The sequence below is a fragment of the Rossellomorea oryzaecorticis genome, from assembly GCF_038405515.1.
GTDB lineage: Bacteria > Bacillota > Bacilli > Bacillales > Bacillaceae_B > Rossellomorea > Rossellomorea oryzaecorticis_A.
Genome location: NZ_JBBYAF010000019.1, coordinates 20,460 through 45,107 on the forward strand (window position 1 = coordinate 20,460; position 24,648 = coordinate 45,107).

Annotated in this window: 25 protein-coding genes; 7 read left to right on the forward strand and 18 right to left on the reverse strand. The window is 40.5% G+C overall.

Features of this window, described 5'->3' with window-relative positions:
* The first annotated feature begins 215 nt into the window (after window positions 1-215).
* Window positions 216-563 carry a hypothetical protein gene (locus AAEO50_RS11010; protein ID WP_341983501.1) on the forward strand — a complete coding sequence of 116 codons (348 nt, stop codon included), beginning with the start codon at window positions 216-218 and terminating at the stop codon, window positions 561-563.
* A 12-nt stretch (window positions 564-575) separates the two neighbouring features.
* Window positions 576-1,022, forward strand: coding sequence for a hypothetical protein (locus tag AAEO50_RS11015; protein ID WP_341983503.1), 447 nt, complete (start codon window positions 576-578; stop codon window positions 1,020-1,022).
* 42 nt (window positions 1,023-1,064) lie between these two features.
* On the opposite strand, the gene phoU is transcribed toward AAEO50_RS11015, so the two are convergent.
* The 10 genes from phoU to AAEO50_RS11065 all read right to left on the reverse strand — a co-directional run bounded on the left by phoU (window position 1,065) and on the right by AAEO50_RS11065 (window position 12,617).
* Window positions 1,065-1,724: a phosphate signaling complex protein PhoU gene (gene phoU, locus AAEO50_RS11020; RefSeq protein WP_341983505.1), complete on the reverse strand. Its 660-nt coding sequence runs from the start codon at window positions 1,722-1,724 to the stop codon at window positions 1,065-1,067.
* A 44-nt stretch (window positions 1,725-1,768) separates the two neighbouring features.
* Window positions 1,769-2,575, reverse strand: coding sequence for a phosphate ABC transporter ATP-binding protein PstB (pstB, locus tag AAEO50_RS11025; protein WP_341983508.1), 807 nt, complete (start codon window positions 2,573-2,575; stop codon window positions 1,769-1,771).
* A 46-nt stretch (window positions 2,576-2,621) separates the two neighbouring features.
* Window positions 2,622-3,500, reverse strand: coding sequence for a phosphate ABC transporter permease PstA (gene pstA / locus AAEO50_RS11030; RefSeq protein ID WP_341983510.1), 879 nt, complete (start codon window positions 3,498-3,500; stop codon window positions 2,622-2,624).
* A gap of 3 nt (window positions 3,501-3,503) precedes the next feature.
* Entirely contained in the window at window positions 3,504-4,409 is a 906-nt protein-coding gene (pstC, locus tag AAEO50_RS11035; protein ID WP_425383189.1) for a phosphate ABC transporter permease subunit PstC, read from the reverse strand.
* A gap of 123 nt (window positions 4,410-4,532) precedes the next feature.
* Entirely contained in the window at window positions 4,533-5,465 is a 933-nt protein-coding gene (locus AAEO50_RS11040) for a PstS family phosphate ABC transporter substrate-binding protein (protein WP_341983514.1), read from the reverse strand.
* Between the two features lie 261 nt (window positions 5,466-5,726).
* Window positions 5,727-7,925: a peptidoglycan D,D-transpeptidase FtsI family protein gene (locus tag AAEO50_RS11045; protein WP_425383190.1), complete on the reverse strand. Its 2,199-nt coding sequence runs from the start codon at window positions 7,923-7,925 to the stop codon at window positions 5,727-5,729.
* Between the two features lie 133 nt (window positions 7,926-8,058).
* Window positions 8,059-9,276, reverse strand: coding sequence for an MFS transporter (locus AAEO50_RS11050; RefSeq protein ID WP_341983518.1), 1,218 nt, complete (start codon window positions 9,274-9,276; stop codon window positions 8,059-8,061).
* A gap of 110 nt (window positions 9,277-9,386) precedes the next feature.
* Window positions 9,387-9,995, reverse strand: a complete 609-nt coding sequence (locus tag AAEO50_RS11055) for a superoxide dismutase (RefSeq protein WP_341983519.1) — start codon at window positions 9,993-9,995, stop codon at window positions 9,387-9,389.
* A gap of 442 nt (window positions 9,996-10,437) precedes the next feature.
* Window positions 10,438-10,917, reverse strand: a complete 480-nt coding sequence (locus AAEO50_RS11060) for a DUF456 domain-containing protein (protein WP_341983521.1) — start codon at window positions 10,915-10,917, stop codon at window positions 10,438-10,440.
* Window positions 10,918-10,988: 71 nt separating this feature from the next.
* Window positions 10,989-12,617, reverse strand: a complete 1,629-nt coding sequence (locus AAEO50_RS11065; RefSeq protein WP_341983524.1) for a Na/Pi cotransporter family protein — start codon at window positions 12,615-12,617, stop codon at window positions 10,989-10,991.
* Between the two features lie 239 nt (window positions 12,618-12,856).
* On the opposite strand from AAEO50_RS11065, the gene AAEO50_RS11070 reads away from it, so the two are divergent.
* Window positions 12,857-13,630, forward strand: coding sequence for a DUF1189 domain-containing protein (locus tag AAEO50_RS11070; RefSeq protein WP_341983525.1), 774 nt, complete (start codon window positions 12,857-12,859; stop codon window positions 13,628-13,630).
* A 37-nt stretch (window positions 13,631-13,667) separates the two neighbouring features.
* Here the strand turns inward: AAEO50_RS11070 and AAEO50_RS11075 are convergent, their stop codons facing one another.
* Together AAEO50_RS11075 and AAEO50_RS11080 are read right to left on the reverse strand one after the other, a co-directional pair.
* Complete coding sequence (locus tag AAEO50_RS11075; protein WP_341983527.1) at window positions 13,668-15,287, reverse strand: methyl-accepting chemotaxis protein; 1,620 nt, start codon at window positions 15,285-15,287, stop codon at window positions 13,668-13,670.
* Window positions 15,288-15,468: 181 nt separating this feature from the next.
* Window positions 15,469-16,671: an MFS transporter gene (locus tag AAEO50_RS11080; protein ID WP_341983530.1), complete on the reverse strand. Its 1,203-nt coding sequence runs from the start codon at window positions 16,669-16,671 to the stop codon at window positions 15,469-15,471.
* A 48-nt stretch (window positions 16,672-16,719) separates the two neighbouring features.
* Here AAEO50_RS11080 and AAEO50_RS11085 point away from each other — a divergent pair, with 48 nt between their 5' ends.
* Entirely contained in the window at window positions 16,720-17,088 is a 369-nt protein-coding gene (locus AAEO50_RS11085) for a hypothetical protein (RefSeq protein ID WP_341983533.1), read from the forward strand.
* Window positions 17,089-17,202: 114 nt separating this feature from the next.
* Window positions 17,203-18,315: a flavodoxin-dependent (E)-4-hydroxy-3-methylbut-2-enyl-diphosphate synthase gene (gene ispG / locus AAEO50_RS11090; protein ID WP_425383186.1), complete on the forward strand. Its 1,113-nt coding sequence runs from the start codon at window positions 17,203-17,205 to the stop codon at window positions 18,313-18,315.
* Window positions 18,316-18,393: 78 nt separating this feature from the next.
* Here ispG and AAEO50_RS11095 read toward each other — a convergent pair whose 3' ends face one another.
* A complete protein-coding gene (locus AAEO50_RS11095; RefSeq protein WP_341983535.1) occupies window positions 18,394-18,759 on the reverse strand; it encodes a DUF4190 domain-containing protein in 366 nt (121 codons plus the stop codon).
* Between the two features lie 191 nt (window positions 18,760-18,950).
* On the opposite strand from AAEO50_RS11095, the gene AAEO50_RS11100 reads away from it, so the two are divergent.
* On the forward strand, window positions 18,951-19,520 hold the full coding sequence (locus tag AAEO50_RS11100) for a hypothetical protein (RefSeq protein ID WP_341983537.1): 570 nt from the start codon (window positions 18,951-18,953) through the stop codon (window positions 19,518-19,520).
* A gap of 57 nt (window positions 19,521-19,577) precedes the next feature.
* Here AAEO50_RS11100 and AAEO50_RS11105 read toward each other — a convergent pair whose 3' ends face one another.
* The 3 genes from AAEO50_RS11105 to AAEO50_RS11115 are packed head-to-tail and all read right to left on the reverse strand — an operon-like array spanning window position 19,578 to window position 21,640.
* Window positions 19,578-19,994, reverse strand: coding sequence for a Fur family transcriptional regulator (locus tag AAEO50_RS11105; RefSeq protein ID WP_341983538.1), 417 nt, complete (start codon window positions 19,992-19,994; stop codon window positions 19,578-19,580).
* Window positions 19,995-19,999: 5 nt separating this feature from the next.
* The gene (locus tag AAEO50_RS11110; protein WP_341983540.1) at window positions 20,000-20,857 is read right to left on the reverse strand and encodes a metal ABC transporter permease; all 858 of its coding nucleotides are present in this window, start codon (window positions 20,855-20,857) and stop codon (window positions 20,000-20,002) included.
* Window positions 20,858-20,872: 15 nt separating this feature from the next.
* Window positions 20,873-21,640 (reverse strand): metal ABC transporter ATP-binding protein, encoded by a 768-nt coding sequence (locus tag AAEO50_RS11115; RefSeq protein WP_341983541.1) that lies wholly within the window; start codon window positions 21,638-21,640, stop codon window positions 20,873-20,875.
* Between the two features lie 210 nt (window positions 21,641-21,850).
* On the opposite strand from AAEO50_RS11115, the gene AAEO50_RS11120 reads away from it, so the two are divergent.
* Complete coding sequence (locus tag AAEO50_RS11120) at window positions 21,851-22,105, forward strand: DUF2624 domain-containing protein (RefSeq protein ID WP_341983542.1); 255 nt, start codon at window positions 21,851-21,853, stop codon at window positions 22,103-22,105.
* Between the two features lie 55 nt (window positions 22,106-22,160).
* On the opposite strand, the gene AAEO50_RS11125 is transcribed toward AAEO50_RS11120, so the two are convergent.
* Window positions 22,161-23,054: a deoxyribonuclease IV gene (locus AAEO50_RS11125; protein WP_341983543.1), complete on the reverse strand. Its 894-nt coding sequence runs from the start codon at window positions 23,052-23,054 to the stop codon at window positions 22,161-22,163.
* A gap of 70 nt (window positions 23,055-23,124) precedes the next feature.
* Window positions 23,125-24,432, reverse strand: coding sequence for a DEAD/DEAH box helicase (locus AAEO50_RS11130; RefSeq protein WP_341983544.1), 1,308 nt, complete (start codon window positions 24,430-24,432; stop codon window positions 23,125-23,127).
* Between the last annotated feature and the right edge of the window lie 216 nt (window positions 24,433-24,648).

Here is a 24,648-nt window from a genome sequence, read left to right on the forward strand (position 1 = left end):
ATATATATGGAAATTCTTTAAAATTATTTCTACTTGCAATCAAAATCCCTCTTATAAAGGAGTTTCAATTGTGATACGACAATTTTCTATGAGTGAAGCGGTGAATGATATGACAAAATGGGTAGATATTTTACAAAATATTCTTTCCTTCTCTAGAGAAGGTTCACTTTCTATGCTATAAATAAGGAAGAACAAAATAAGCATGAGGTGATATTTTGGAAATACTGCTAATGGGATTATTGGGCTTTTCCATTCTATTATTCTTTCTTTCTTTTTTTCAAAAAGACCGGTATGCGGCAATTGAAAAAGAAGTGGAAGATTTATCAATGACGATTCTGCAGGAAAATTATCAAATGAAGAAAAGGCTGCGGGTGCTGGAAGAGGAACTTATGATGGACAGCGAGCCCTCTATCAAACGATCTGCTTCCGTAAAGAAACCGATTCATGAGGTTGTAAGAAATCAAGTCATCGCCCTCTATCAACAAGGGATTCCTTTGGAACAAATTGCAAAACAATCAGCCCTTACCAAGTCGGATGTTCAGCACATTATTTCAACGCTTTAGAGAGGAGCCCATATGAACAAGCAAACAACCAGAGCTTTTTCTACCGGTATATTGTTTACCACTGCTATCATTTTCTTTTATAGTTTCATTTTTCATACTGCCTCTTCTTCACCTTCTGATTCCATTCCTGAAGACCACATCATCGTAAAAGAATCAGAAATAAAAGAGCAAGAGAACGAAATTTCAGCGTTAAAAGAGGAGCTGGATTCATACAGGAAAAAGGCTGAAAAAGATACGTCGTCCCAAAGTGAAAAGTATCAATTGACTTTAATGATTAAAGCGGGAATGACGCCGGCAGATATTGAAGAAAAACTGAAAGAAGCAAAGATTATCAGTGAAGATGAGCCATTTGTAGATTATATCGTTCACAATAACTACGCAGATAAAATACAGATAGGTGATTTTCTTGTGAACTCAGAGATGACAGTAGCTGAGATTGCCAAGCTGATTACAGAATAAGTTAAAAAAACAAGCTGTCCGGGATCCCGGACAGCTTGTTTTCTATTCGTTCAAATCATACCTGCGGCCTTTTACTAAATAAAAGACACCTTCAGCAATATTGGTTGTATGGTCTGCCGCTCTTTCTAGGTAACGGCAAATGAAGGACAGCTGCGTAATCTGAGCAGTGAACTCTGGCTTTTCTTTATTTAAGGCAAGTAGTTCCTGAATGGTTTCGCCGTATAAATCATCCACCCTGTCATCCATTTCTGCGATTTTCTTCGCTTTTACAACATCTTCTTCAACAAAGGATTCGAGTGTTAAACCGATCATTTCAGATGTGATGCCGTGCATTTCCTTGACATGATGTATTGGCTTGATTAATGGTTCACTTCCGATACGAATTGTAGACTTAGCAACATTGACGGCGAAATCAGCAATTCGTTCTAAATCAGATGCAATTTTGATTGCAACGATGACCCTTCTTAAATCAGTAGCTACAGGCTGCTGCTTTGCAATCAGAAGGATAGCAAGGTCATTGATCTCTTCTTCAAGATCATCTGCTTTCTGATCACCTTCAATGATGGCAAGTGCCGTATCCACATCTTTTTCTTCAAGTGCTTTGATACTTCTTTCAAGAGATGCCTTAGCGATATTCCCTAGTTCCATAAGTTTTGTTTGAAGTTCTTTTAAATTTGCATCAAAATGACCTCTTACTGACATAGTCATACCCCTTCCTGTTCCCACTTTGTTTATTACTAATGTTATTATCCAAATCGGCCGGAAATGTAATCTTCCGTACGTTTATCTGATGGAGTCGAGAAGATTTTGTCTGTTTTATCGAATTCTATAACTTCACCGTTCAAGAAGAAAGCTGTCCGATCTGAGATACGTGCCGCCTGCTGCATGTTGTGAGTTACGATGATGATGCTGTAATCCGTCTTTAGTTCTTGGACCAGCTCTTCTACTTTTAGAGTAGAAATCGGGTCAAGTGCAGAGGTCGGTTCGTCCATTAAAATGACATCCGGTTCGATCGCCAAGCATCTGGCAATGCAGATACGCTGCTGCTGGCCGCCTGATAAACCGTATGCATTTGAATTTAAACGATCCTTCACTTCTTCCCAGATAGCAGCTCCGCGCAAGCTTTTTTCCACGATTTCATCCAGTACTTTCTTGTTTTTTATGCCATGTGTGCGTGGACCGTAGGCAATATTGTCATAAATCGACTTCGGGAATGGGTTCGGCTTTTGAAAAACCATCCCTACTTTTGTACGAAGTTCTTCCACCCGGTAATTTTTATCAAAGATGTTACGTTCTCGATACATAATATCACCGGATGTCTTTACGCTTGGAATTAATTCAATCATCCTGTTTAATGTTTTGATATATGTCGATTTCCCGCATCCGGAAGGACCGATGATCGCTGTAACCTCATTTTCCATAATATCCAGATCGATATTTTTCAAAGCATGGTTTGTACCATACCATAAGTTTAATTGTTTTGTTTGATAGACCGGTTTTTTTGTTCCTGTAGTATCGATGTTTTCATTTATTTCTGTTTTTATCGTTTGCATGTTGAAAGCCTCCTTCATCCAATTAAAACCTTATCATCCATAAAAATTAGAAGCGATTTTGAAACTTATTCCGTATGAATACTGCAACCGAGTTCATAAATAAGAGCAGAAGCAGGAGTATGATGATTCCGGCTGATGCTACATCATGGAAGGCTGCCTGCGGTCTTCTTGTCCAGTCATAAATCTGCATAGGAAGCGCTGTGAACGTATCCATGATCGATGCAGGTGTAAATAACAGGATCGTCGGGACGCCCAATACAACCAGTGGAGCCGTTTCTCCGATTGCACGTGAGAAAGCCAGGATGCTCCCGGTTAAAATACCAGGGATGGCGGCCGGCAATACAACGCGTATGATGGTCTGCCATTTCGTTGCACCCATCGCATAAGAAGCATCACGCAGATCTTTCGGTACTGCGCGAATTGCTTCCTGGGCAGCTACAATGATGACAGGCAAAATTAATAAACTCATCGTCAAGCCTGCGGCAAGGACGCTCTGGCCCAATGCAAACATCCGGGCAAAGATCGTCAATCCCAGCAGACCGAAAACAACAGAAGGCACACCTGCCAGGTTTGAAATGTTCACCTTGATAAAGTTATTGACTTTATTCTGCTTAGCGTATTCTTCTAAATAAATGGCTGTTCCGACAGCCAGAATGAACGAAACGACCACCACCACTGCCATCAACCAAAGCGAACCGATCAATGCAGCGTATATACCTGCTTTTTCTGGGAATCTTGACCCAACACTTTGTAAGAACTGAAGATCAAGATAGCCAATTCCTTGAGTGAATACCCGATATAGTAATACCGCTAATACCACCAGGCCAAATAAAGTGGCCAGGAAGAATAGTGCACGAAATATCTGATTGACAGCTAATCGTGAAGACATTTTTTTCAAAACATTATCCTGATTGATATGCTTCATAGATTAATACTCCTCTCTGAATCGCTTAGAGATGTATTGAGCAAGCAAGTTCATTGCCAGAGTAAATAAGAACAGTGTGAAACCGACAGCATAGATACTGTAGTAAATCGTGGTACCATACCCGGCGTCCCCTGTACTTACCTGCACAATATAAGATGTCATCGTCTGTATCGAGTCTGTCAAATTCCATGAGAGACTTGGTGTAGCTCCTGCTGCCACAGTAACGATCATCGTTTCCCCGATCGCACGGGAAATGGCAAGCACAACAGAAGCCACAATACCGGAAACAGCTGCAGGAAGTACCACTTTAATGGCCACTTCAAGCTTTGTCGCACCCATCGCAAGTGCACCTTCCCGGATGGAGTTCGGTACTGACGACATTGCATCTTCAGATAAGGATGCAATCATGGGGATGATCATGACGCCTACGACAATCCCCGGACTCAAAGCATTAAAAATACTTAGTTCAGGCATAAAGTTTTTCAAAAATGGAGTGACGAAGGTCAACGCAAAGAATCCGTAAACGATGGTCGGGATCCCTGCCAAAACCTCTAATATCGGTTTAATGAATCTTCTTGAACGGTCTGTTGCATACTCACTCAAATAAATGGCAGATGCAAGTCCTATCGGCACTGCCACCAAAACAGCAATCCCCGTGATTTTCAATGTACCCGAAATCAACGGCAGGATACCATAGTTCGGGTTTTCAATGGAGAATGGGTACCATTTGGTCCCAGTGATGAAATCAAATAATGAAACGCGTGAAAAGAATGTCATTGTTTCAAAGATTAATGTAAATACAATTCCGAGTGTCGTTAATACTGAAACCCCTGCTATTGCGAATAATATCCAAGGTATCGCTTTTTCGATTTTCAGACTAAAACCTTTATTACTATTCTGTTCAATCATATCTGATACAGAGTATGATTTCTTTGAACCTGAAGCCATAATTGCAAACCCCTTTCATCCACATGACAAGGTGAGAAGCGATCAACGCTTCCCACCCCTGATCATTAAACTTAGTACCGTTTATTACTTCTTAAGACCTTCCAAAGTTTCTAACGCTTCTTTGTATTGGTCTTCCTGCAAGCTTACATATCCTACCGCTTCTGCCATTTCACCGGCATTTTCAAGCGTGTACTTCATGTAGTCGTATGCAGCTTCATTGTTTTTCATTGATTCATTTTTTGCATATACGAACAGCGGGCGTGATAGTGGGTAATCTCCGCTTTCAACTGTTTCATTTGTTGGTTCTACACCATCGATCTTCACGACTTTAAGTTGGTCTTTGTTTGCTAAATAGTGGGCATATCCAAAGAATCCAATTGCATTTTTATCACCAGTCACACCTGTTACAAGAACATTGTCATCTTCTGAAAGCTGAATGTTCTGTCTTACCATATCTTTCTCTTCCAATACTTCTTCATGGAAGAAATCATATGTTCCTGAATCTGTTCCAGGAGAATAGAATTTCACTTCTTCATCCGGCCATTCAGGATTGATGTCAGACCATTTCTTCGTCTTGCCATCTTCTAACCAAAGTTTTCTGAGATCTTCCATTGTCATCTCTTCAACCCAGTCGTTTTCTTTATTTACTACGACAGAAAGTCCATCATTTGCTACTTTAAATTCTGTAAAATCAATTCCAGCTTCTTCAAGACTTGTCTTTTCTTCATCTTTGATTGGGCGGGACGCATTCGATAGATCTGTTTCGCCAGCGATGAATTTTTCAAATCCTCCGCCTGAACCAGATACACCGATTGAAACTTTAACATCCGGTTGAACACCAGCATACTCTTCGTTTATCGCTTCAGCGATTGGTGCAACAGTAGAAGAACCATCCACTTTTACAGTTCCTGATAATTGTTCACCATTACCTTCAGCTCCACCATTCGCGCCACAGGCACCTAATAGAAGTGCTGAACCAACCATTGCTGACATTGCTAAATGTTTAAAGCTTTTCATTCCTGAATTCCCCCTAAGAAACTTAGTTGTTTTGTCCTACGAGTACTAGATTAATAGATGAGTGTTAATTGGGTTTTAATCGTATGTAAAGGTTTTGTAAATTCGACAATCTTCTCAGTTACCTGTACATACTATGCACAATCCTCTATTGATGTTAGCTTTTCACCTGCCCGATGATTTTATGCAAATAAAATCATCAATCCAGCAAGATAAAATAAAAAGCAGACTCCGATTGGAATCTGCTTTTTCACATCTTTTCACCTAGTTATTTTCTTTACGGTCTTCTTCTTGTCTCTTTTCTGCTTCATCTGCATTTTCAATTTTCTTGTCAACCGAAGTAGGATCGCCCACTTCTTCTGCTCGCTTCTTCTTCAGTTCAAAATATTTGTCCATCACACGTTTTGAAATATATTTATTGACATAAGGGTCTGCCACACCGCTTGCCTGAACATGTGAGGCGGGGACCATTGTGGCATACGCAACTTCCGGCTGATCAAATGGTGCATAGCCGATGAGTGTGGTATTGTAGCTCAGTTTCCCGTCAATATATGTTTCCGCGGTACCTGATTTACCCGCCGCATTATACTTTGCATCTTTGAACTGCGCGTAGGCGGTCCCTTCAGGATAGTGATACACACGGTAAAAACCTTTTTGAACATGTTCAATTTGAGATTGTGTCGCTTCTATACGATTCAAGACATTTGTTTCTTTTTCGAATAAAACAGGCCCAAGCCTGTCTTTTTCATTTGTAGGCTCCCTTATTTCCTTCATGATATGCGGCTGCACGCGGTATCCATCATTTGCGATGGTTGATACATACTGTGCAAGCTGCATCGTTGAATAGGTATCAAACTGCCCGATCGCGAAATCCAGGAGCAGACCTGGAGTTGACAGGTTACCTTCAATTCCTGTTGCTTCACCAGGCAAATCAATCCCTGTTGATACACCCAGACCGAATTGAGAGAAATGGTTACGGAATGTTTTAATCGCGTCTGGGTTAATGGGCATTGAAGCACGGGGAACGTATTCCCGTCCGTTAATCCTCATTGCGATCTTGAACATATAAGAGTTTGATGATTTTTCCAAAGCGAATAAATCCGTCATTGGGATACTGCCATAACGATTAAACCAGGACGTCTTTGGCGTACCTTCCCTTCCGATAATGATCGGTTCATCCACCATCACTTCACCCGGGGTCAGTTTGCCGGTCATATAACCAGTCAGGACCGTGGCACCCTTCACTACCGAACCTACCTCATATGTAGACGTAAAGGTTCCCAGCGCTGCATCACGCATCTCGTATTTCCCTGTTTCGGGATTTTTTACGTATTGTTTACCTGCCATTGCGAGGATCTCACCGGTATTTGGATCGATCATGACAACATAGGCACGGTCAAGGTCAGGTGACTCACTGCGATTGACCACCTGCTTCATCAGCTCTTCTTCGATGATCTTCTCAACTTCACGCTGCAGTTCCATATCGATTGTCAATACAACGTCTTTCCCTCTTTGTCCTTCCTGGATAAGAAGCGACTCCAATACACTTCCGCCTTTGGTGACGTTTTTAATCTGTTCTTTTTGTCCCTGCAGGACTTCTTCATATTCCAATTCAACATAGCTCTTCCCGACGCGGTCATTGCGGTTGTAATCTCTAGCTAAATAGGTATCTACCAAATCCTTTGGAAGACCTTCCCGGGCAGATGAGACATTTCCGAGAATCGTGCGGAGCGTGTCATCAAACACATAAGACCGTTTCCAATCCGTGGTGGTATTCACCCCTGGAAGTTCACTTAAATGTTCACTGACCACTGCAAATTCTTCGGGTGTCACATCTTCGTTTTTAACGATTTGAGGATTCAGCGCATAACCGGTCGTAAACTCCCGATAGATGGCAATCACTTCAATATCTTTTTCAGTGAGGGAAGAAAGTTCCTTTTCAGTTATCCTGTCCAACCTCATTTTATAAACTTTAGCGTTTACCTCATCTTCTGATAACTCTTCATTACTTTGAAGTTTTTTTATTTCTTCTTCAGAAACCTTTGCTTCAGCTTTTTCCTTATTTTTAATGATCCAATAATCTTTTTTATCCCGTTCCGTCACTTGTTTTGTATCTTTTTCGATATAATCTGAAAGCTTTGACGCAACATCAAACATTTCTTCAATCGAAGTGTTATTCGTTCTGGTATAGGTAATTGCGTTTAACGGGATGTTATCAACGATCACATTTCCATAGCGATCAAAGATTTTACCTCGCGGCACACTTGTTTTTACGACAACATCTTCTGTGCGTTCCACTTCTTTTTTATAGCTTTCCCCATTCACAATCTGAACGAGCCCCAATCTCAGAACCAAGAGAGAAAATAACAAGAACACCGCAAAAAACAGCAAATTCATCCTTGCGGGGACATGTGTCTTTTTCTTTTTCTTACTTTTCTTCAAACGTTCCAGTCCTTCCTCTATGTAAAAATAGTCGATTCACTTTCTGTCCATCCCTTATTTTATAGAAAAGAGATTATTTTATCTACTCTCACGTAAAGGAAATCACACAACAAAGAGAGGAAATAATTCCCTCTCTTTGTATGTATTTACATATTCAGGATACCGGAAGATCCACTTTTCTCACAAAGAAGTAAATCAGCGTGTGTCCGGATCCCAATAAAAGAAGCAGTATCGGGATACTCTTATCCTGGTTGAAATAAGTCACGGCAACAATAAACGCTGTAACAGAGACGATTCTTCCAAAGTTCAAGAATATTTCCCTCACAACGATATATTCAATCCTCATTTCAGCCGCCTTCCACCCCGTCCCAATCACATCATAGGTCGTAGAGATATATGGAACCAAAAGAATGGGATATGCAATTGCAATCATTGCAGCATACAGCAACAGTTTTGTGTACGTCACATCAAACACGATCAGGAATATGGCAAGATAGAGCAGCATCCCCCCAAGCAGTATGGCCCGCTTTCGATATTGTTTCTTGATGACCCTCGAGGCGACATAATAGCCGATAAAAGCAATACCGGAATTGATCAGTCCAAAGGTACCAATGGCAAACTCACTTCCCGTGCTGATGAACACAAAGACGGAAATGATAAAGACAAAAGTCCCTTCACGAAGTCCCTGAAAAAAGTGAGCATTGGTAATCAGCCGCCAGTTATTGTTATGTTGTCTTTCCTCAAATACCCGTAAAAACAGGTAGCGGCCGGAAGCAGGCCGTCTCTTCAAGAAAAAGCTTAACAGAACAGCAACAGTGAAAAGGGCCAAGGAGATGCCGAAAACGATTGTGTATCCTTTAAAAGAAGTGAATCTTGAAATAATGTAGCCGGCAAGAATAGGACCAAGCATGCCGCCGGCAGATGTCAATGTACCGAGAAATCCATTAAAAAAATCCCTTGTCTCAGGCTCGGTTATTTCAAATGTCAGAACATTAAATGCCAGCCAATAAAATCCATATCCAATTCCTAGCAGAGCCCCCAGTACAATCAAGAAATCTTCTGCAGATTCACCAAATGATAGAACGGATATGTAAAATACAGCCAGAAATATGACGCCAAACCTCAGTACTATGACACGGTCTACTTTCTTTGCCAGTCTCCCGGCCAAAATAAACGTTAATGGCTGAAAAATCACAACGGTCAAGTTGTATATTCCGAGGTCGATAAATTCACCGGACTGTTTCCATAAATAAATATTCACAAATGTATTCGATAAAGCGATACTCAGTGAGTATAATCCCCCGATCAACAATAACAATGTCAGATCTCTTGTTAAATCAATGTCACCTAAAATCCTTTTAAAACTGCTCATCATTAAAACTCCCCTTTTACGTACCCCTATCTTTTGAAAAAGGGAAGGAAGTTATACAGAAAAAAGAGAGGTTCTAAAAAGAACCTCTCTTCACACAAATGGTATGAACTTTATTTAGCAGCAGAAAAACGTTTGGCTACTTCATCCCAATTTACTACATTCCAGAAAGCATTGATGTAGTCAGGACGACGGTTTTGGTAATTCAAGTAGTATGCATGCTCCCAAACATCAAGACCCAGGATAGGTGTTTTACCTTCCATTAGCGGGTTATCCTGGTTAAGCGTGCTTGTTACTTCTAACTCACCATTGTTCACTACTAACCATGCCCAGCCTGAACCGAAGCGAGTTGCACCAGCATTGGCGAATTCTTCTTTGAACTTGTCAAAGCTTCCGAACTTAGAGGAAATCGCGTCAGCTAATTCTCCGCTTGGAGCTCCTCCGCCGTTTGGAGAAAGGATCGTCCAGAATAATGAATGGTTAGCATGACCTCCGCCGTTGTTGCGAACCGCCGTACGAGCTCCTTCAGGAACTGCATCCAGGTTGGATACTAAATCTTCGATTGATTTGCTTAGAAGGTCATCATGTCCTTGAAGCGCATCATTTACTTTTGTTACATATGCGTTATGGTGTTTTGTGTGGTGGATATTCATTGTTTCCTTGTCGATATGAGGCTCCAGTGCGTCATATGCATAAGGTAATTCAGGTAATGTGTAAGCCATAATAAAATTCCTCCCTATGTAAGTTTCCTGAACTTATATTCAGGTCGTTTCAGTATAAGATTACCAAATCTCTTATATCTGTTCAAATATTTTGATTGGTTATTCTTACAAGGGTTAAAATGCCCTTTTTAATGGTTGTTTAACCAATTAAAAATCCGGTATTGAATACCGCAGTTGATTTCCGTGCAAGACTTCGCTTTCCGCGGGTGACCCGTGAGCCTCCTCGGCTTATAAGTAGGGTTAACTGTCCAGCTGCAGGGCTTAGAGGCACATGTCATAAGCCAAACCGACCAAGAAGGCAAAAAACGCCTTCGTGACCGATTCGTCTTATGCCACCCGCCTCTGAGCAAAGCCCTTCCGCTTTTCTGATAGGAGTCTTCGTCTTGCACTCCAATCAACTGCTGGAACAACCTAAAATCAATACATTTAATACACTCGAAGATTAAACGACTACGAAAAAGTAAATTACCATGACGAGCTGGATCAGTCCTTTGGTGAATACGCTTGAGATGAATCCTACTACTGAGCCGATTCCGACTTTGATGGTTTTTTTGAATGATGAACGGTGAACGATCCATTCACCGATGATCGCTCCCAGGAATGGTCCTATGATGATACCGAGGACTGGTATGACGAAAGGCCCGATTAGTAGCCCGATTGTACTTCCCCATATCCCTGCCTTTGTACCTCCAAAACGTTTCACACCGAATAGATTGGCTAAGTAGTCCGCCCCGAATAATAACAGTACAAATAGAATCTGGATCGTCCAGAAGAGCCAATTGAATTGTGAGAAGTCAAAGAAGACACCATAGAGCAAAAAGCTGGCCAATAGAAACAGGACACTTGGGATGATCGGATAAACAAGGCCGACAAACGATAAAACCATAAGAACGATGATGATTGTCCAATAAAGAATCTCCATTATGATTTCCTCCCTTCTAAAAAAAAGACTGACTCAGCTTCTGAGTCAGTCTTTGACGCTGCTACCTTCTATTATTCTACACCTAATACTGCTTCTGCAATATTTACGGCATGATCACCAATACGCTCAAGGTTACTGATGATATCGACAAATACGATTCCAGCCTGTCCTGAGCATTTTCCTTCATTCAAACGAAGGATATGCTGTTTACGAAGCTTTCTTTCCATTTTATCGATTTGATCTTCTTTTTCTGCTACTTCACGTGCAATGTCTGTGTCGTTCAGATCAAGTGAAGTAAGGGATCTTTCAACTGTATCGATCGTCAAACTGAACATCGTTTCAAGATCCTGCATAGCATCATCTGTGATTTTCACTTTGTTCGATTGCTGGTATTCAATCAGTTCAACTATATTTTCAAAATGATCTCCGATTCGTTCAATATCACGGACAGTGTCCATCAAGATTGAATGACGTTCTGATTCCCCTTCTGATAGCGAAGAAGAAGAAAGATCAACTAAATAATTAGTAATTTTCTTATCAAGATTATTGATGGCACCTTCAATTTGGTATGCCGCTTCAGAGTTTTTGGAACTCTTTGTCTTAAGGAATTCGTTTGTTTCCTGTAAACCTTTTACTGCAAACTGCCCCATGCGTAAAACTTCTTCTTTTGCTTGTCCCAATGCAATGGACGGTGATTGCTCGATAAACACTGGATCCAAATGTTTCGAGTTTGAATCTACATATGTGTCCTGACCTGGAATCAATTTCGTAACGATCACTGCTAATAGAGCAATGAAAGGGAACTGGATGATCGTGTTCGTCAGATTGAAAGTTCCGTGCGCAAAAGCGATCGTCATTGGTTCATTCAGGTTCAGCTGTGTCTGAAGGAATAATACGAACTTTTCGAATAACGGAAGAGCAATCAAGAAGATTGTCGTACCGATAAGGTTAAACATAACGTGTACTGCAGCTGCTCTTCTCGCAGCTACCGAAGCACCAAGTGCTGCAAGTACAGCCGTGATCGTTGTACCGATATTATCACCGAATAAAACCGGTAAGGCTGCATCAATATTAACAAGATTTGAACTGTACAGTTCTTGCAGAATTCCGATTGTAGCTGAAGAACTCTGTACAATAACGGTAAATAATGTTCCAATCACTACTCCGAGGATTGGATTAGAACTCATGCTGACCGTCAAGTCTTGGAACGCTTCTAATGAACGAAGCGGCTTCATGCCTCCGCCCATCAATTCCAGTCCATAGAATAAAGCACCAAAACCGAAGATCAACTGACCAAAGTTTTGAACTTTCTTGCTCTTAAAGAAGAACAGTAAGATTGTTCCAACAGCGATGATCGGTAAAGCGTAAGCTCCAATATCGAAACCGATAATAAATGCGGTGACAGTCGTACCAATGTTGGCACCCATAATAACTCCGATTGCCTGTCTCAGTGTCATGAAACCTGCACTTACAAGTCCAACAACAATTACTGTTGTACCACTGCTTGATTGAATCAAGACAGTTACAAAAATACCTGCCAGAACACCCATGAAAGGATTTGTAGTGAATTTATCAAGAATATCCTTCAAGCGTTCACCTGCAGATTTTTGCAATCCGTCACCCATGTACTTTATTCCAAAGAGGAATATTCCCAGTCCACCAAAGAACTGAAACAGCATCTCTTGCCAATTTAATTCCATTTTTTCAACCCCTACTTAAATTTTCGACATTAAACAACAAAAACCCCATACCATTATTAATACATTTTATTGAATACGTAAATAGTTTTTACTCCAAATTTACAATAGGTTAATAAAAGTCCTTTTTTATTACAAAAACATTACAAATTATAATAATTATCAATATTTCACTGTTATTGCTATGGCCTTGCAACAAGATTAGAATGAATATGGACTTGTTTAGAAAGGAGTATTTTCAGATGAATCTTTTTCAACAATTGTATAAGAGTATTTATTCCCCTAAGGAAATTGTAAAATTCCGGTTTCAAGGGATTGGTAAAACTATACGGTACGTTTTTCTCCTTGTATTGATATCCATATTGCCGACTGCTCTTCAATTTTTCGCGTTTGCACAAACTTCCTTACACACTGTGAAGGAAGCATTGGTCCATGACCTTCCTTCATTCTCTATTGAAGATGGATCGCTGTATTCGGATGAAAACCGGCCAATGACATTGGAAAAGGACGATTTGCTCATCGTTTTTGATAGTACGGGTGAAGTAAATGCAGGCGATTTAGAGGTACATAAAGATACTGTTGCTTTTCTGCAAAACAGCCTGGTTGTAATAAATGACAGAAATATTCAAACTAATTCTTATTCCGCTTTCAGTGATTTAGCCGTTACGAAAGAAAAAATGATAAATGTGATTGATTCCATCCTTTCTTTAAAATGGATCCTGCTACCGGTTGCACTGTTCATCCTTTATCTTTTCACTTCAGGTTTGATGTTCTTAAAAGTCACCATTTTCGCTTTGATAGGTGTGATGATCGCAAACCTCATGAAGCGTAGAATAAATTACCGCCAAAGCTGGCGGATCACTGCATATTCCGTCACTCTGTCTACCCTGTTTTTTACCCTGATGGAGTTTTTACAAACCTCCATAGCCGCTGCTCCTATATTGGACTGGTTCGTGGTGACGGTGGTATTGACTCTGGCCATCAAAGAAATACCTCAGCCAAAGAAGAGAGCATAAAAAACCCCCTTACCTTTTCCGGTAAAGGGGTTTTTCATTAAACAGTCATTTGTTGACTGATTTTCTTTAAATCATCGGAATTCACCAAAAGCTCTTCGCCTATTTTAAAGGTAGAATCCAGTTTTCTAAATTGATCATTAAAAGCGGTCATCATCCCTTCCGTGCCAGCTAGAGTCTCTTGGGCTACAGAGGAAAAAGCATCGGTTGAATTTTCTACTTTGGGCAAAGAAATTTGCAAAAAGCGTAAATCATTTCTCATACTTTCCAGTACCTTTGTTACTTCTCCAATGTCCTTTTTCACTAAATCAAACGACTCTTTCGTTCCCGTTGCTTCATTTATTTGCTTATGAAACTCTGTTGAAAAGAGAGAAAACTGTGATGCTGCCTGTTCTGTTATTGCTTTCATCCTATGTATGGTATCAGAAATATTTCCTGTTGCATTCGCAGATTGATCCGCTAATTTTTTCACTTCATTGGCTACAACTGCAAATCCTCTGCCTGCTTCTCCAGCTCTGGCAGCCTCAATCGTTGCGTTCAGTGCAAGGAGCTTCGTTTGTTCCGCTATTTGATGGATAAGCGAAATAACGGATACTATAGATTTGGAATGATGATGAACATTTTCAATGACCTCGGTCATCGAAGTCAATTCTTCTGAAAAGTTTTTCATCCCATACACCATTTGGTCAACATGTCTTTCGCCATCACCAGCCGAGCGGTTCATGTTCTTCGTTTTCGAAAGTACATTGTCCATGTGGGCAAAAACTGACTCAACAGACCCTTTCATTTCGTAAAAATGATGGACACTTTCTTCAGATGTCCCCGCTGTCTCCTCGGCTCCTATTTTCACCATTCGGACAATTTCCATCATCCTGGCATTTTCTTCGAGTAATTCGCCTGATGATAATTGAAGTTTACTTCCTGTGTTATATAAATGCTCTGTCGTCTGATGAATGTTAAAAAAAAGTCCTCTCATTTTTTCAATCATCAATTGAAAGCTTTTTTGAAGAGATTTAATCTCAGGTACCGAAGTATTGATTGAGATTGGTGTACGCAGGTCACTATCACGTATTTTTTTCATAGCCTCCCTAAGTTCAGCAATCGGAGACACCAAACGATTCACGATAATCATAACGATGATATATGCAGCCAAAACACAAAATACGATTGTGAAAATTGTATAAACCGCTATCGAGTATACCCCCTTCATATAATTTTCCTGGGGGATGACTATCACATATTCTCCCTGTAATTCTTGAATGGTGTGATATGCCAGCGTATATTTTTTACCGTTAATCGTCCTTTGAACAGTACCTTTTTCATTTTTTTCAATTTCTTCAATGAGTTCTTCAGGAAATTGAAGTTTCGTATTCTTACTTACTGCAAATGGGGTTGCCTTCTGATCCTGAACCAGAAAATATTCTCCCTTAAGATCATCTTGAATCAGGGCTGAATCCTGTTTTTTTATTATTTTGTTTAGCTGCTTTTCAAATTGATCGGGGTTTCCTACATATAACAGCATCAAGCTTTGGGCAATATCATTTATCGATGTAACCTCCCGCTCTAAGCGCTGTTCCATCAAATGAATGGCGTTTTTTTTAGAGTGTGTATACGAAAGCGATCCTATAATAGCACCCGTAACTACGACAGTAAACAGCATAACCATAATTAACCTAAGCTTTAAAGATAAAGAAGAAATATTTGTTATACTACTGACTTTATTAATAAAATGTTTTATAAATAAAATAGGTTTTCTCACCATTTTTATACATCCTCCCCAACTTTTCCCTCATATATCTTCTCAAATAAAAGTTAAGGAAGTGTAAATTTAGTGTGTGTTTTTAGTTAAATCCAGGCCTAAAGACCCTATCTCTACGTTTAGTCAATATCAGATACAACAGTACGTTTAATACCGAACACATAAAAGTAAGTCTATACATTTGAACAATATCCTCTTTCCAAAAAGAATAAGCAATAGGACCTACCGCCACCCCGATAAACCTGACAGCACCATACATACTTACGACAAACCCTCTCTCTCCTTCATCTACACTCCCTGCTACAAACGTATTGAGTACAGGCAGAACCAGTCCTAATCCACCGAAACAGACCGTAATGAAGAAAAGCAGGGATCCCAGTGAATGAAAGAATATCAATGCTCCAAGAGAAAATGTCATCAATCCGATTCCCCACTTAATATAGTACCAGCCCCGCCCTTCATCTGTTTTTAACCTCTTCCCGCTCCAGGTTGAAGAAATCGTCATTGCTCCGAGAGGGAACATAAAAGAAAACCCTTTGAAGAATCCATCAATATGAAAAGTATTTTCAATATGGTAGGAAAGAAAGAACAGGATGCCGAATAATAGAAATAAACCAATTCCGCCAATTGCATAAAGAGGCAGAAGCAATAACCCTTTAGAAGCAAAAACAGCAGCAAGATCCCGTGCATACTCACTTACTCCCTGTAATTTTTTCTGATCATTGTTTTTCTTGATATTTCTATTTAACCCGAATAGAATCACCAGGCAGAGAAGCGGAAAAATCCAAAAAACATGATTCCAACTCAGAAAAATGGTCAAGCCGGCACCAATCACTGGAGCAAAAACCTTTCCTAACCCATTAAATACTTCCAGCGCCCCCAAGACTTCTGATCGTTCTTCGCCGCTAAAAAGGTCACCGGCTAACGCTATTGCAAGGGGTGTTGTACCAGCAGCCCCCACACCCTGTAAGCCCCTGCCGCTCATAAAGAGGAAGGCGGGCTCCTTCAACCAGGCACTTACCGCGCACAAAATACTTCCAGCCAAGATGATCCATAGAGAAAATTGAATCAAACGATTACGTCCAAACCTGTCTGATAGGAATCCGATAAACGGGATGCAAACAGCAGCCGGAATGGTAAATGAACTTAAAATCCATCCCGACCATCTTTCATCGATATGCAGCCCTTTTTCTATACTCGGCAGTATCGGAAGCAACATAGAGTTTCCCAATACCATGAGAATCGGAAGCAGTCCAATCACTCCCACAAGCTTTTTGTTCGTCATTGCACTTGTCCCCTTTACAAACCATTCATTTATCTGGAGGGATCAATTATGAAACGAATGATTATTTTCTTAGGTATTATCATTCTTCTTTACAGTGTCTATTATGATTTAAACAAGGGTACGTTAAATCTATTGACCAAGAGGCACACCGAAGTCTTAACAGCCCAGCCTCAGGCTGTTACCCAAGAAGCTATTGATAGTGTTTCTCTACCTGAAGCCTCCGAATCCTCACGATCTTATGTAGAAGTGAAAATCAAACCCGGTGATACCGTATTAAGCCTCGTTGAAAATTCCATTGAGGGGACACTTCCTGTATCCATTGAACAGGTCGTCTCTGACTTTGAAGAATTAAACGATGTGGAGCCCGGCAAGATCCAGATAGGTAAAACGTACAAAATTCCTCACTACACGGACTGATTTCACCACCCTTCTGCACCTAATTCTTGTCAATTGATACAAAACACTGTTACAATTGCCTCGTATTATCTATAATGTATAGTTGAAGAACCTTTTAAAAGGAGCGAATTACACTTGAGTGAAATTATACATCGTTCAAAAACTCGTCCGGTAAAAGTCGGAGATTTAACCATTGGCGGCAACAATGAATTAATTATACAAAGCATGACGACTACAAAGACGCATGACGTTGAAGCAACAGTTAAGGAAATACATCGTCTTGAAGAGGCGGGATGCCAGGTGGTCCGGGTGGCATGCCCTGATGAACGCGCAGCCAACGCAATTGCAGATATCAAGAAACAAATTAATATTCCATTAGTAGTAGATATCCATTTCGATTATAAGCTTGCGCTGAAAGCGATTGAAGGCGGAGCAGATAAAATCCGGATCAACCCGGGTAATATCGGGCGCCGTGAAAAAGTGGAAGCAGTCGTGAAAGCGGCGAAGGAAAAAGGCATTCCTATCCGTATCGGGGTGAACGCAGGCAGCCTTGAAAGAAAAATCCTTGAAAAATACGGTTATCCAACCGCAGATGGAATGGTTGAAAGTGCTCTTCATCACATCAAGATCCTTGAAGATCTCGATTTTCACGACATTATCGTTTCGATGAAAGCATCAGATGTCAATTTAGCCATTGAAGCGTATACCAAAGCGGCACAAGCTTTTGATTATCCGCTCCACCTTGGGATCACAGAATCTGGAACCCTATTCGCCGGCACGGTAAAAAGTGCTGCCGGCCTTGGTGCCATCCTGAGCCTCGGCATCGGAAACACCCTTAGGATTTCCCTTAGTGCCGATCCCGTGGAAGAAGTGAAAGTTGCACGAGAACTATTGAAATCGTTTGGCCTCGCTTCCAATGCAGCTACTTTGATTTCATGTCCGACTTGCGGACGAATCGAAATTGATTTGATTTCCATCGCAAACGAAGTGGAAGAATATATCCAAACCATAAAAGCACCAATCAAGGTGGCCGTGCTTGGCTGTGCGGTTAACGGACCAGGAGAGGCCCGTGAAGCGGATATCGGCATCGCCGGTGCCCGTGGTGAAGGACTTCTATTCCGCAAAGGAAAAACCGTCCGTAAAGTTCCTGAAGAAACAATGGTTGAAGAATTGAAAAAGGAAATCGACAAAATCGCTCAGGAATATTACGATAAGCAAGAAGCAGAAAAGAAAGAAACACAAGTATAAAAAGTAAAGAGGACTGATCACTCAGTCCTCTTTTTACTTTTTTAAAACGCTCCCCATTTTAAAAAAGCGATCTACTTATTAAAAGAAAGGCAATACAAATAATCCTATGATTATTGATACTGCTCCGATTCCAATAGCCCATGACCCAAGCGTTTTTGCTCCGCGTCTTCTGGCAACGAATCCGATTACAATCCCAGCCGCTCCCATGATGACTGGAAGAATAAATAGAGAAAGAATCGACAGGGCGAGTGCGGAATAACCGAGTACTCTTCCTGATGTCGTACTTTCCTCTTCTGCATCACTTTCAAAATCGCGGCTTACGTTGACTGGAGCAGCGATTTCGGCTGCCGTTTCTTCTTTGTATTCTTGATCCCTATCCTCGATTTCCGGATTGTCGTAATACACGTCGATATCTTCAATATCTCGATGTCGTTCATCAGCCATACAGCAATCCCTCACTTTCGATGTTTGGGAGCCTTCTTATTGTTTGTTAAAGGACTTATTTTACTATGCTAATGTTTGTCATTTCTGTTATCATGTTCTTTACCTTGTCCTCTTTCTACAATTAAATCTTATAGGATAAATTGAAATATGTTACACTTGAATAAGTTTGTATAAGAGGAGCATGATACCGCATGAAACGTTTTGGAATTGATATTGACGGAACAGTTACGTCTCCGGAATCTTTACTGCCGCATATAAATGAATATTTTAAATTGAACCTGACTTTAAATGATATAACACAATATGAATTGACCGAAGTCCTGAATATTTCCCCTCAAGTCTTCGGTAAATGGTTTAAAGAAGCAGAACCGCATATATACAAGAAATCACCAATCGCTTCAGGGGCGAAATTGATTCTTGATGACTGGAAAGAACAGCATGAGCTGTATTTCATCAGCGCACGTCCATCGGAGCTTCTGCAATTAACGAAAGAATGGTTTGATGCACAGGATCTTATGTACCATCACATAGAATTAATCGGATCTCATAATAAAATTTCAACTGCCAAGAAATATGATGTGGATATCTTTTTTGAAGACAAGCATGATAATGCAGTGATGATACATGAAGAACTGAATATCCCTGTCGTTTTATTTAATACTCCTTATAATCAGAACCCTATCCCTGAAGGGGTCATCCGGGTAAATGACTGGACAGAAGCGAATCGATGGGTCCAGAAATGGCTTGGTGAAGTAAAATAGAAAAATAAAAAATGGCCTTGGACTTCATCGTCCAAGGCTTTTTTATGAATATCTATATCATTGACACTGAGGGCATTTTCCGTAAATTTCAAATTTATGGCCAGAAATATCATAGCCTGTTTCTTCGATGCTGTCCTTCAGGGCATCCATCGGGCAAGTTTGAATTTCTTTTGTCTTACCGCAGTCCATGCAAATGAAATGATGGTGGTGATGGTCGCTTTCACATGTAAACCGAAAATGCCTCTCCCCTGAAAGCTCTGTCTCTTCAAGAATTCCGAGCTCAACGAATAAGCTCAGGTTCCGATAGATTGTGTCAAAACTCAATCCTGGATAGTCGCTCTTCATATGTTCAAGGACATCTTTGGCTGTCAAATATTTATTTGAACTTGAAAACAGTTCAAGTAATTCCTCTCTCTTGCCTGTATGTTTATATCCCTCAGATTTCAATAGATCCATCGCTTGGGTTACATTCATTTTTATTACACCTCTGCTTTTTCAGTATGCCTGGATGATTTAACCTTCTTCATGGCAATCGTGATCAATAAAATGAGAATGGCAGTGACCACAATGGTTCCGCCAGGCGCAAGATCTAAATAAAAGGCACTGACTAATCCAACGATCACAGAAATTTCACCGAATAATACGGAATAACCTATCGTCTGTTTAAACCCTCTTGCAATCCGTATACTCGCCGCCACAGGAAGTGTCATCAGTGAAGATACCAGAAGGATGCCGACAATGCGCATAGACGCAGCGATGACCAAAGCCACCATGACCATGAAAATGAAATGAATCACTTTAGCCGGTATCCCCGATGCTTTTGCATGATCTTCATCAAAAGAAAGAAGAAATAATTCTTTATACAATAAAAAGATCACTGTAATTACCACGATACTGATCGCAGCAATCAAGTAAAGATCCCCCCTGCTTACGGCACTCACACTGCCGAATAAATAACTGAATAGATCAGTTGTAAAACCGTCAGCGAGCGATATAAAGATAACGCCTATTCCGATTCCGCCAGATAATATGATCGGAATGGCGAGTTCCTGATAATGTTTATACAATGTCCGCAGCCGTTCAATGAACAGCGAACCCGTAACGGAAAATATCATTCCGAGATATAAAGGATTAAGACCTTGTAGAGAAGGGACTGTCTTGCTCAGGTATAAACTTGCGGCAATCCCTGACAATGTTACATGACTAAGAGCATCTGCTATCAGTGAAAGTCTCCTGACAACGATGAACGCTCCTAATAGAGGAGCGATGATTCCGATAAGAATACCTGTAAGAAAAGCATTTTGTAAAAATTCATATAGAAAAATGGCTTCTAGCACCCGCTTTTCCTCCAATCAGTGATGTTCGTGGTTTAAAAAGTGGACATCATGACCATAAAATGAAGACATCTCACCTTCTTTTAATTGTTCAAACTCTTCTGTCCGTCCGTGGAAATGAAGATGCTTATTTAAACAAGCCACATGTGTTACTTTACTTGAAATGGACCCGATATCATGTGTAACCAGCAACAACGTAATACCAAGGTCGGTGTTCAAATGATCAAGCATATCATAAAAGTTTTGAACGTTCTTGCTGTCTACACCTACCGTCGGTTCATCCAGGATCAGCACATCGGGCTTGCTGACCAGTGCCCGTGCGATGAAAACCCTTTGCTGCTGACCGCCTGATAATTCACCGATATTCCTCTCGGCAAAAGGAGTCATACCCACTGATTCAATTGCATCTTGTATATCTTTCCGATATTTTGAAGAGATTCTCTTGAAAAGTCCGGCTTTTTTGGCCAGTCCGCTTGCAACAACCTCATCCACTGTGGCAGGGAAACCAGTATTGAAACTGTTTGCTTTTTGAGAAACAAAGCCGATCCGGTCCCACTGCCTGAATTTTTGCTGTGGGGTTCCAAACAGCTCGATTTTCCCTTGCTTCACTTTCAATAAACCCAGCATGAGTTTCAATAAGGTCGATTTACCTGAACCATTTGGACCGACAATCCCTAAAAAAGCCCCCTTGGGGATGGAAAGATTAATATCTTCAAGTACCCGTTCACGGTCGTACCTGAAATTCAGATTTTCTATTTTTATAATAGGAGTTTGATTTTGTTCCATTGTTCTCAACTCACTTTTTAAGAATCATTACGATTTAAAGCACTTAAGAAAGTATACATTATGGGAAATCACTTGTAAACCAATGAGTTTATCCCAACAGGGAAGGATCTGGGGAAACAGAATTGTGCCGCATCATTCTACCTTCACTCTGCAAAAAACTGTCACTTTCTACTCTGAAGTAACATATGTATTTTTTGAGGAGTGATATAGATGAAGTTATTACAAAATGTGATTAATCACAAAATCAACACGATTAACCGGGAAGAATTACTTAAGTATGCCACTCAATACAATATTTCTTTAACCTCCAAGCAGGCTGACGCGATTGTCGAAAGAGTCAAAGGGAAAAACATCAATATCTTTGATGCCGGGAGCAGGAGCAAATTGGTGAAAGAGCTGGCTAAATCAATCGGGCCGGCTAAGGCAAAAGAAATCAATCAGCTCTTCATGCAGCTGATCAGATAAAGAGCCAGCTAATAAAAAAGGAGGCTTCTTCTTTACAGAAGAGCCTCCCACCTCATTACTGCTTCTCTATTTTCGTCAATACGTCTTCATCAAATTCTTGTCTCCGAAGCATATCAATTTCAAATTTATAAGGCGCCTTCTTGTTCTTCTTATCTTCTCCTACATAAGGTGTTTCGAGGATTTTAGGCACTTCAGCCAGCTGTGGATGATGGACGATATAATTCAGTGCTTTGAATCCGATGTGGCCGAACCCGATATTTTCGTGACGGTCTTTACTTGCCCCGGCAGGATTCTTACTGTCATTTATATGAAGGACTTTAAGACGGTCCATTCCAATGATCTTATCGAATTCTTCAAGTACCCCATCGAAATCTTCGACGATATCATACCCTGCATCATGGGTATGACAGGTATCGAAACAGATTGAAAGTCTGTCATTCAGTTCGACCCCTTCGATGATCTGGGCCAACTCCTCGAATGACCTCCCGCATTCAGATCCTTTCCCTGCCATTGTTTCCAGGGCAATCTGCGCTGTATGATCCTTCGTCAATACTTCGTTTAGACCTTCAATGATTTTTTCAATTCCCTTGTCTGCTCCAGCACCTACATGAGCTCCAGGATGAAGGACAATCTGCTTGGCACCCAGTGCTTCTGTGCGTTCAATTTCAGATCGTAGAAAATTAACACCCAATTCAAAGGTCGCCGGATTGGTTGTATTCCCGATATTGATGATATAGGGAGCATGTACAACGATGTTATCGATATTGTTTTCCTTCATATGCTGAAGACCGGCTTCTATATTTAAGTCTTCAATCTTTTTTCTTCTTGTATTTTGAGGTGCTCCTGTATAAATCATGAACGTATTTGCACCATAAGACACTGCTTCTTCACTGGAAGCCAGCAGCATCTTTTTACCGCTCATTGACACGTGGGATCCAATCTTAACCATTCTCCTCAACTCCTAAGAAAATCTCTTTTTCATTTTATCGAATGTGTGAAAATGAATCACGTCATATGACTTATTTACTTCTGTTTTTCTTTCTTCTTTCTTTCTTTTTGATTTGTTCCATCTTGTATTTCATTTTCTTTTTGTAACCAGGCTTTACATTCTTTGGTTTTCGTACAAGGGATTTTGCTTTTACATCGATCTCATTATCCGATGTCTTTTGACGGCTTTTTCGCTTGTTCAGGGCTGGAAGTTCAATCCACTCACCTTTCTTAAGCTCCATGTGACTGAATGAGATTCCCATCTTTTCCAGACGATTCAGTGCATCCTCATCAGCCGGTTCATAAATCGTATAAGCGATACCCGAATTCCCCGCTCTTGCAGTACGGCCAGATCTATGCACATAAAAATCAAGGTCCTGAGGAAGTTCATAGTTGATGATATGACTGACTCCTTCAATATCAATCCCTCTTGCGGCCAGATCAGTGGCTACAATATATTGATAATCAAGATTCCTGGTCTGCTTCATCATTTTTTTACGTTCACGGGGTGACAGATCACCATGAATTCTACCGACCTTCAGACCCTTCGCAATCAAGGCATCCGCCACTTCATCCGCTTTGGCTTTTGTATTCGTGAAGACGATTCCTAAATATGGGTTTATTTCCACTAACAGATCGTAAAGTACATTAACTTTGTCTCGGCTTTTCTTTGGAATGATGATGTGCTGAATATTCTTAGCCGAAATTCTTTCCGGTTCAACATGAGCAAATTGTGGATTTTCCATATATTTTTTCATGAAGGGCTTCAGCTTTTCAGGGATGGTGGCAGAGAAAACCAATATTTGCAGTTTTTCTGGCATTTTTGCAGCAATTTGATCCACATCTTCGATAAAGCCCATATCAAGCATAAGGTCTGCTTCATCGACCACCAGTATGGAAGAGGTATGGACAAATAAAGCCTGTTCCTTTACTAGGTCGTTGACACGGCCGGGTGTCCCTACAACGATTTGTGGTTGGATTTTAAGCTTTTCAATCGTTCTTTGTTTATCTGTTCCTCCAATGAAGCAGCGGGAAGTAATTTCACTGTTTTTAGTGATTTTCAGGATTTCATGATAAATCTGCTGTGCAAGTTCCCTCGTTGGAGCTGTAATGACAGCTTGTACCTGTTCTGATGCCGCATCCACTCTTTCAATGATCGGCAGTAAATAGGAATGGGTTTTACCCGTACCTGTCTGTGATTGTCCAATCGCACTTTGTCCCTTTAAGATCAGCGGGATCATTTTCTTCTGGATTTCAGTGGGCTCATAGAAACCTAATTCTTCTATCGCTTCGGCAATAAAAGATTTAAATTCATAATCAAGAAATAAATTCTTTTTCATCTGTTTCATCTCCTTATTTTTAATATCCTTTTATTTAAACGTAAGTAGTCGGCGTTAATTTTAAAGAACATCTAACCATTATAATAAACTTTTGACAAAACATCTAGTTACACTTACAGGGATTTCCCCGATATTGAAACAATACCCTTTTTTCACGACTTGCATACTCTATAATGACGGAAGAATTATGCATCGAAAGGAGGCAGGCAGCATGCC

Coding starts and splice junctions, on each gene's coding strand:
- AAEO50_RS11015 (WP_341983503.1), top strand. CDS start 576: ATGAACAAGCAAACAACCAGAGCTTTTTCTACCGGTATATTGTTTACC.
- phoU (WP_341983505.1), bottom strand. CDS start 1,724: ATGTCAGTAAGAGGTCATTTTGATGCAAATTTAAAAGAACTTCAAACA.
- pstB (WP_341983508.1), bottom strand. CDS start 2,575: ATGCAAACGATAAAAACAGAAATAAATGAAAACATCGATACTACAGGA.
- pstA (WP_341983510.1), bottom strand. CDS start 3,500: ATGAAGCATATCAATCAGGATAATGTTTTGAAAAAAATGTCTTCACGA.
- pstC (WP_425383189.1), bottom strand. CDS start 4,409: ATGATTGAACAGAATAGTAATAAAGGTTTTAGTCTGAAAATCGAAAAA.
- AAEO50_RS11040 (WP_341983514.1), bottom strand. CDS start 5,465: ATGAAAAGCTTTAAACATTTAGCAATGTCAGCAATGGTTGGTTCAGCA.
- AAEO50_RS11050 (WP_341983518.1), bottom strand. CDS start 9,276: ATGAGCAGTTTTAAAAGGATTTTAGGTGACATTGATTTAACAAGAGAT.
- AAEO50_RS11055 (WP_341983519.1), bottom strand. CDS start 9,995: ATGGCTTACACATTACCTGAATTACCTTATGCATATGACGCACTGGAG.
- AAEO50_RS11060 (WP_341983521.1), bottom strand. CDS start 10,917: ATGGAGATTCTTTATTGGACAATCATCATCGTTCTTATGGTTTTATCG.
- AAEO50_RS11065 (WP_341983524.1), bottom strand. CDS start 12,617: ATGGAATTAAATTGGCAAGAGATGCTGTTTCAGTTCTTTGGTGGACTG.
- AAEO50_RS11070 (WP_341983525.1), top strand. CDS start 12,857: ATGAATCTTTTTCAACAATTGTATAAGAGTATTTATTCCCCTAAGGAA.
- AAEO50_RS11075 (WP_341983527.1), bottom strand. CDS start 15,287: ATGCTGTTTACTGTCGTAGTTACGGGTGCTATTATAGGATCGCTTTCG.
- AAEO50_RS11080 (WP_341983530.1), bottom strand. CDS start 16,671: ATGACGAACAAAAAGCTTGTGGGAGTGATTGGACTGCTTCCGATTCTC.
- AAEO50_RS11085 (WP_341983533.1), top strand. CDS start 16,720: ATGAAACGAATGATTATTTTCTTAGGTATTATCATTCTTCTTTACAGT.
- AAEO50_RS11095 (WP_341983535.1), bottom strand. CDS start 18,759: ATGGCTGATGAACGACATCGAGATATTGAAGATATCGACGTGTATTAC.
- AAEO50_RS11100 (WP_341983537.1), top strand. CDS start 18,951: ATGAAACGTTTTGGAATTGATATTGACGGAACAGTTACGTCTCCGGAA.
- AAEO50_RS11105 (WP_341983538.1), bottom strand. CDS start 19,994: ATGAATGTAACCCAAGCGATGGATCTATTGAAATCTGAGGGATATAAA.
- AAEO50_RS11115 (WP_341983541.1), bottom strand. CDS start 21,640: ATGGAACAAAATCAAACTCCTATTATAAAAATAGAAAATCTGAATTTC.
- AAEO50_RS11120 (WP_341983542.1), top strand. CDS start 21,851: ATGAAGTTATTACAAAATGTGATTAATCACAAAATCAACACGATTAAC.
- AAEO50_RS11125 (WP_341983543.1), bottom strand. CDS start 23,054: ATGGTTAAGATTGGATCCCACGTGTCAATGAGCGGTAAAAAGATGCTG.
- AAEO50_RS11130 (WP_341983544.1), bottom strand. CDS start 24,432: ATGAAAAAGAATTTATTTCTTGATTATGAATTTAAATCTTTTATTGCC.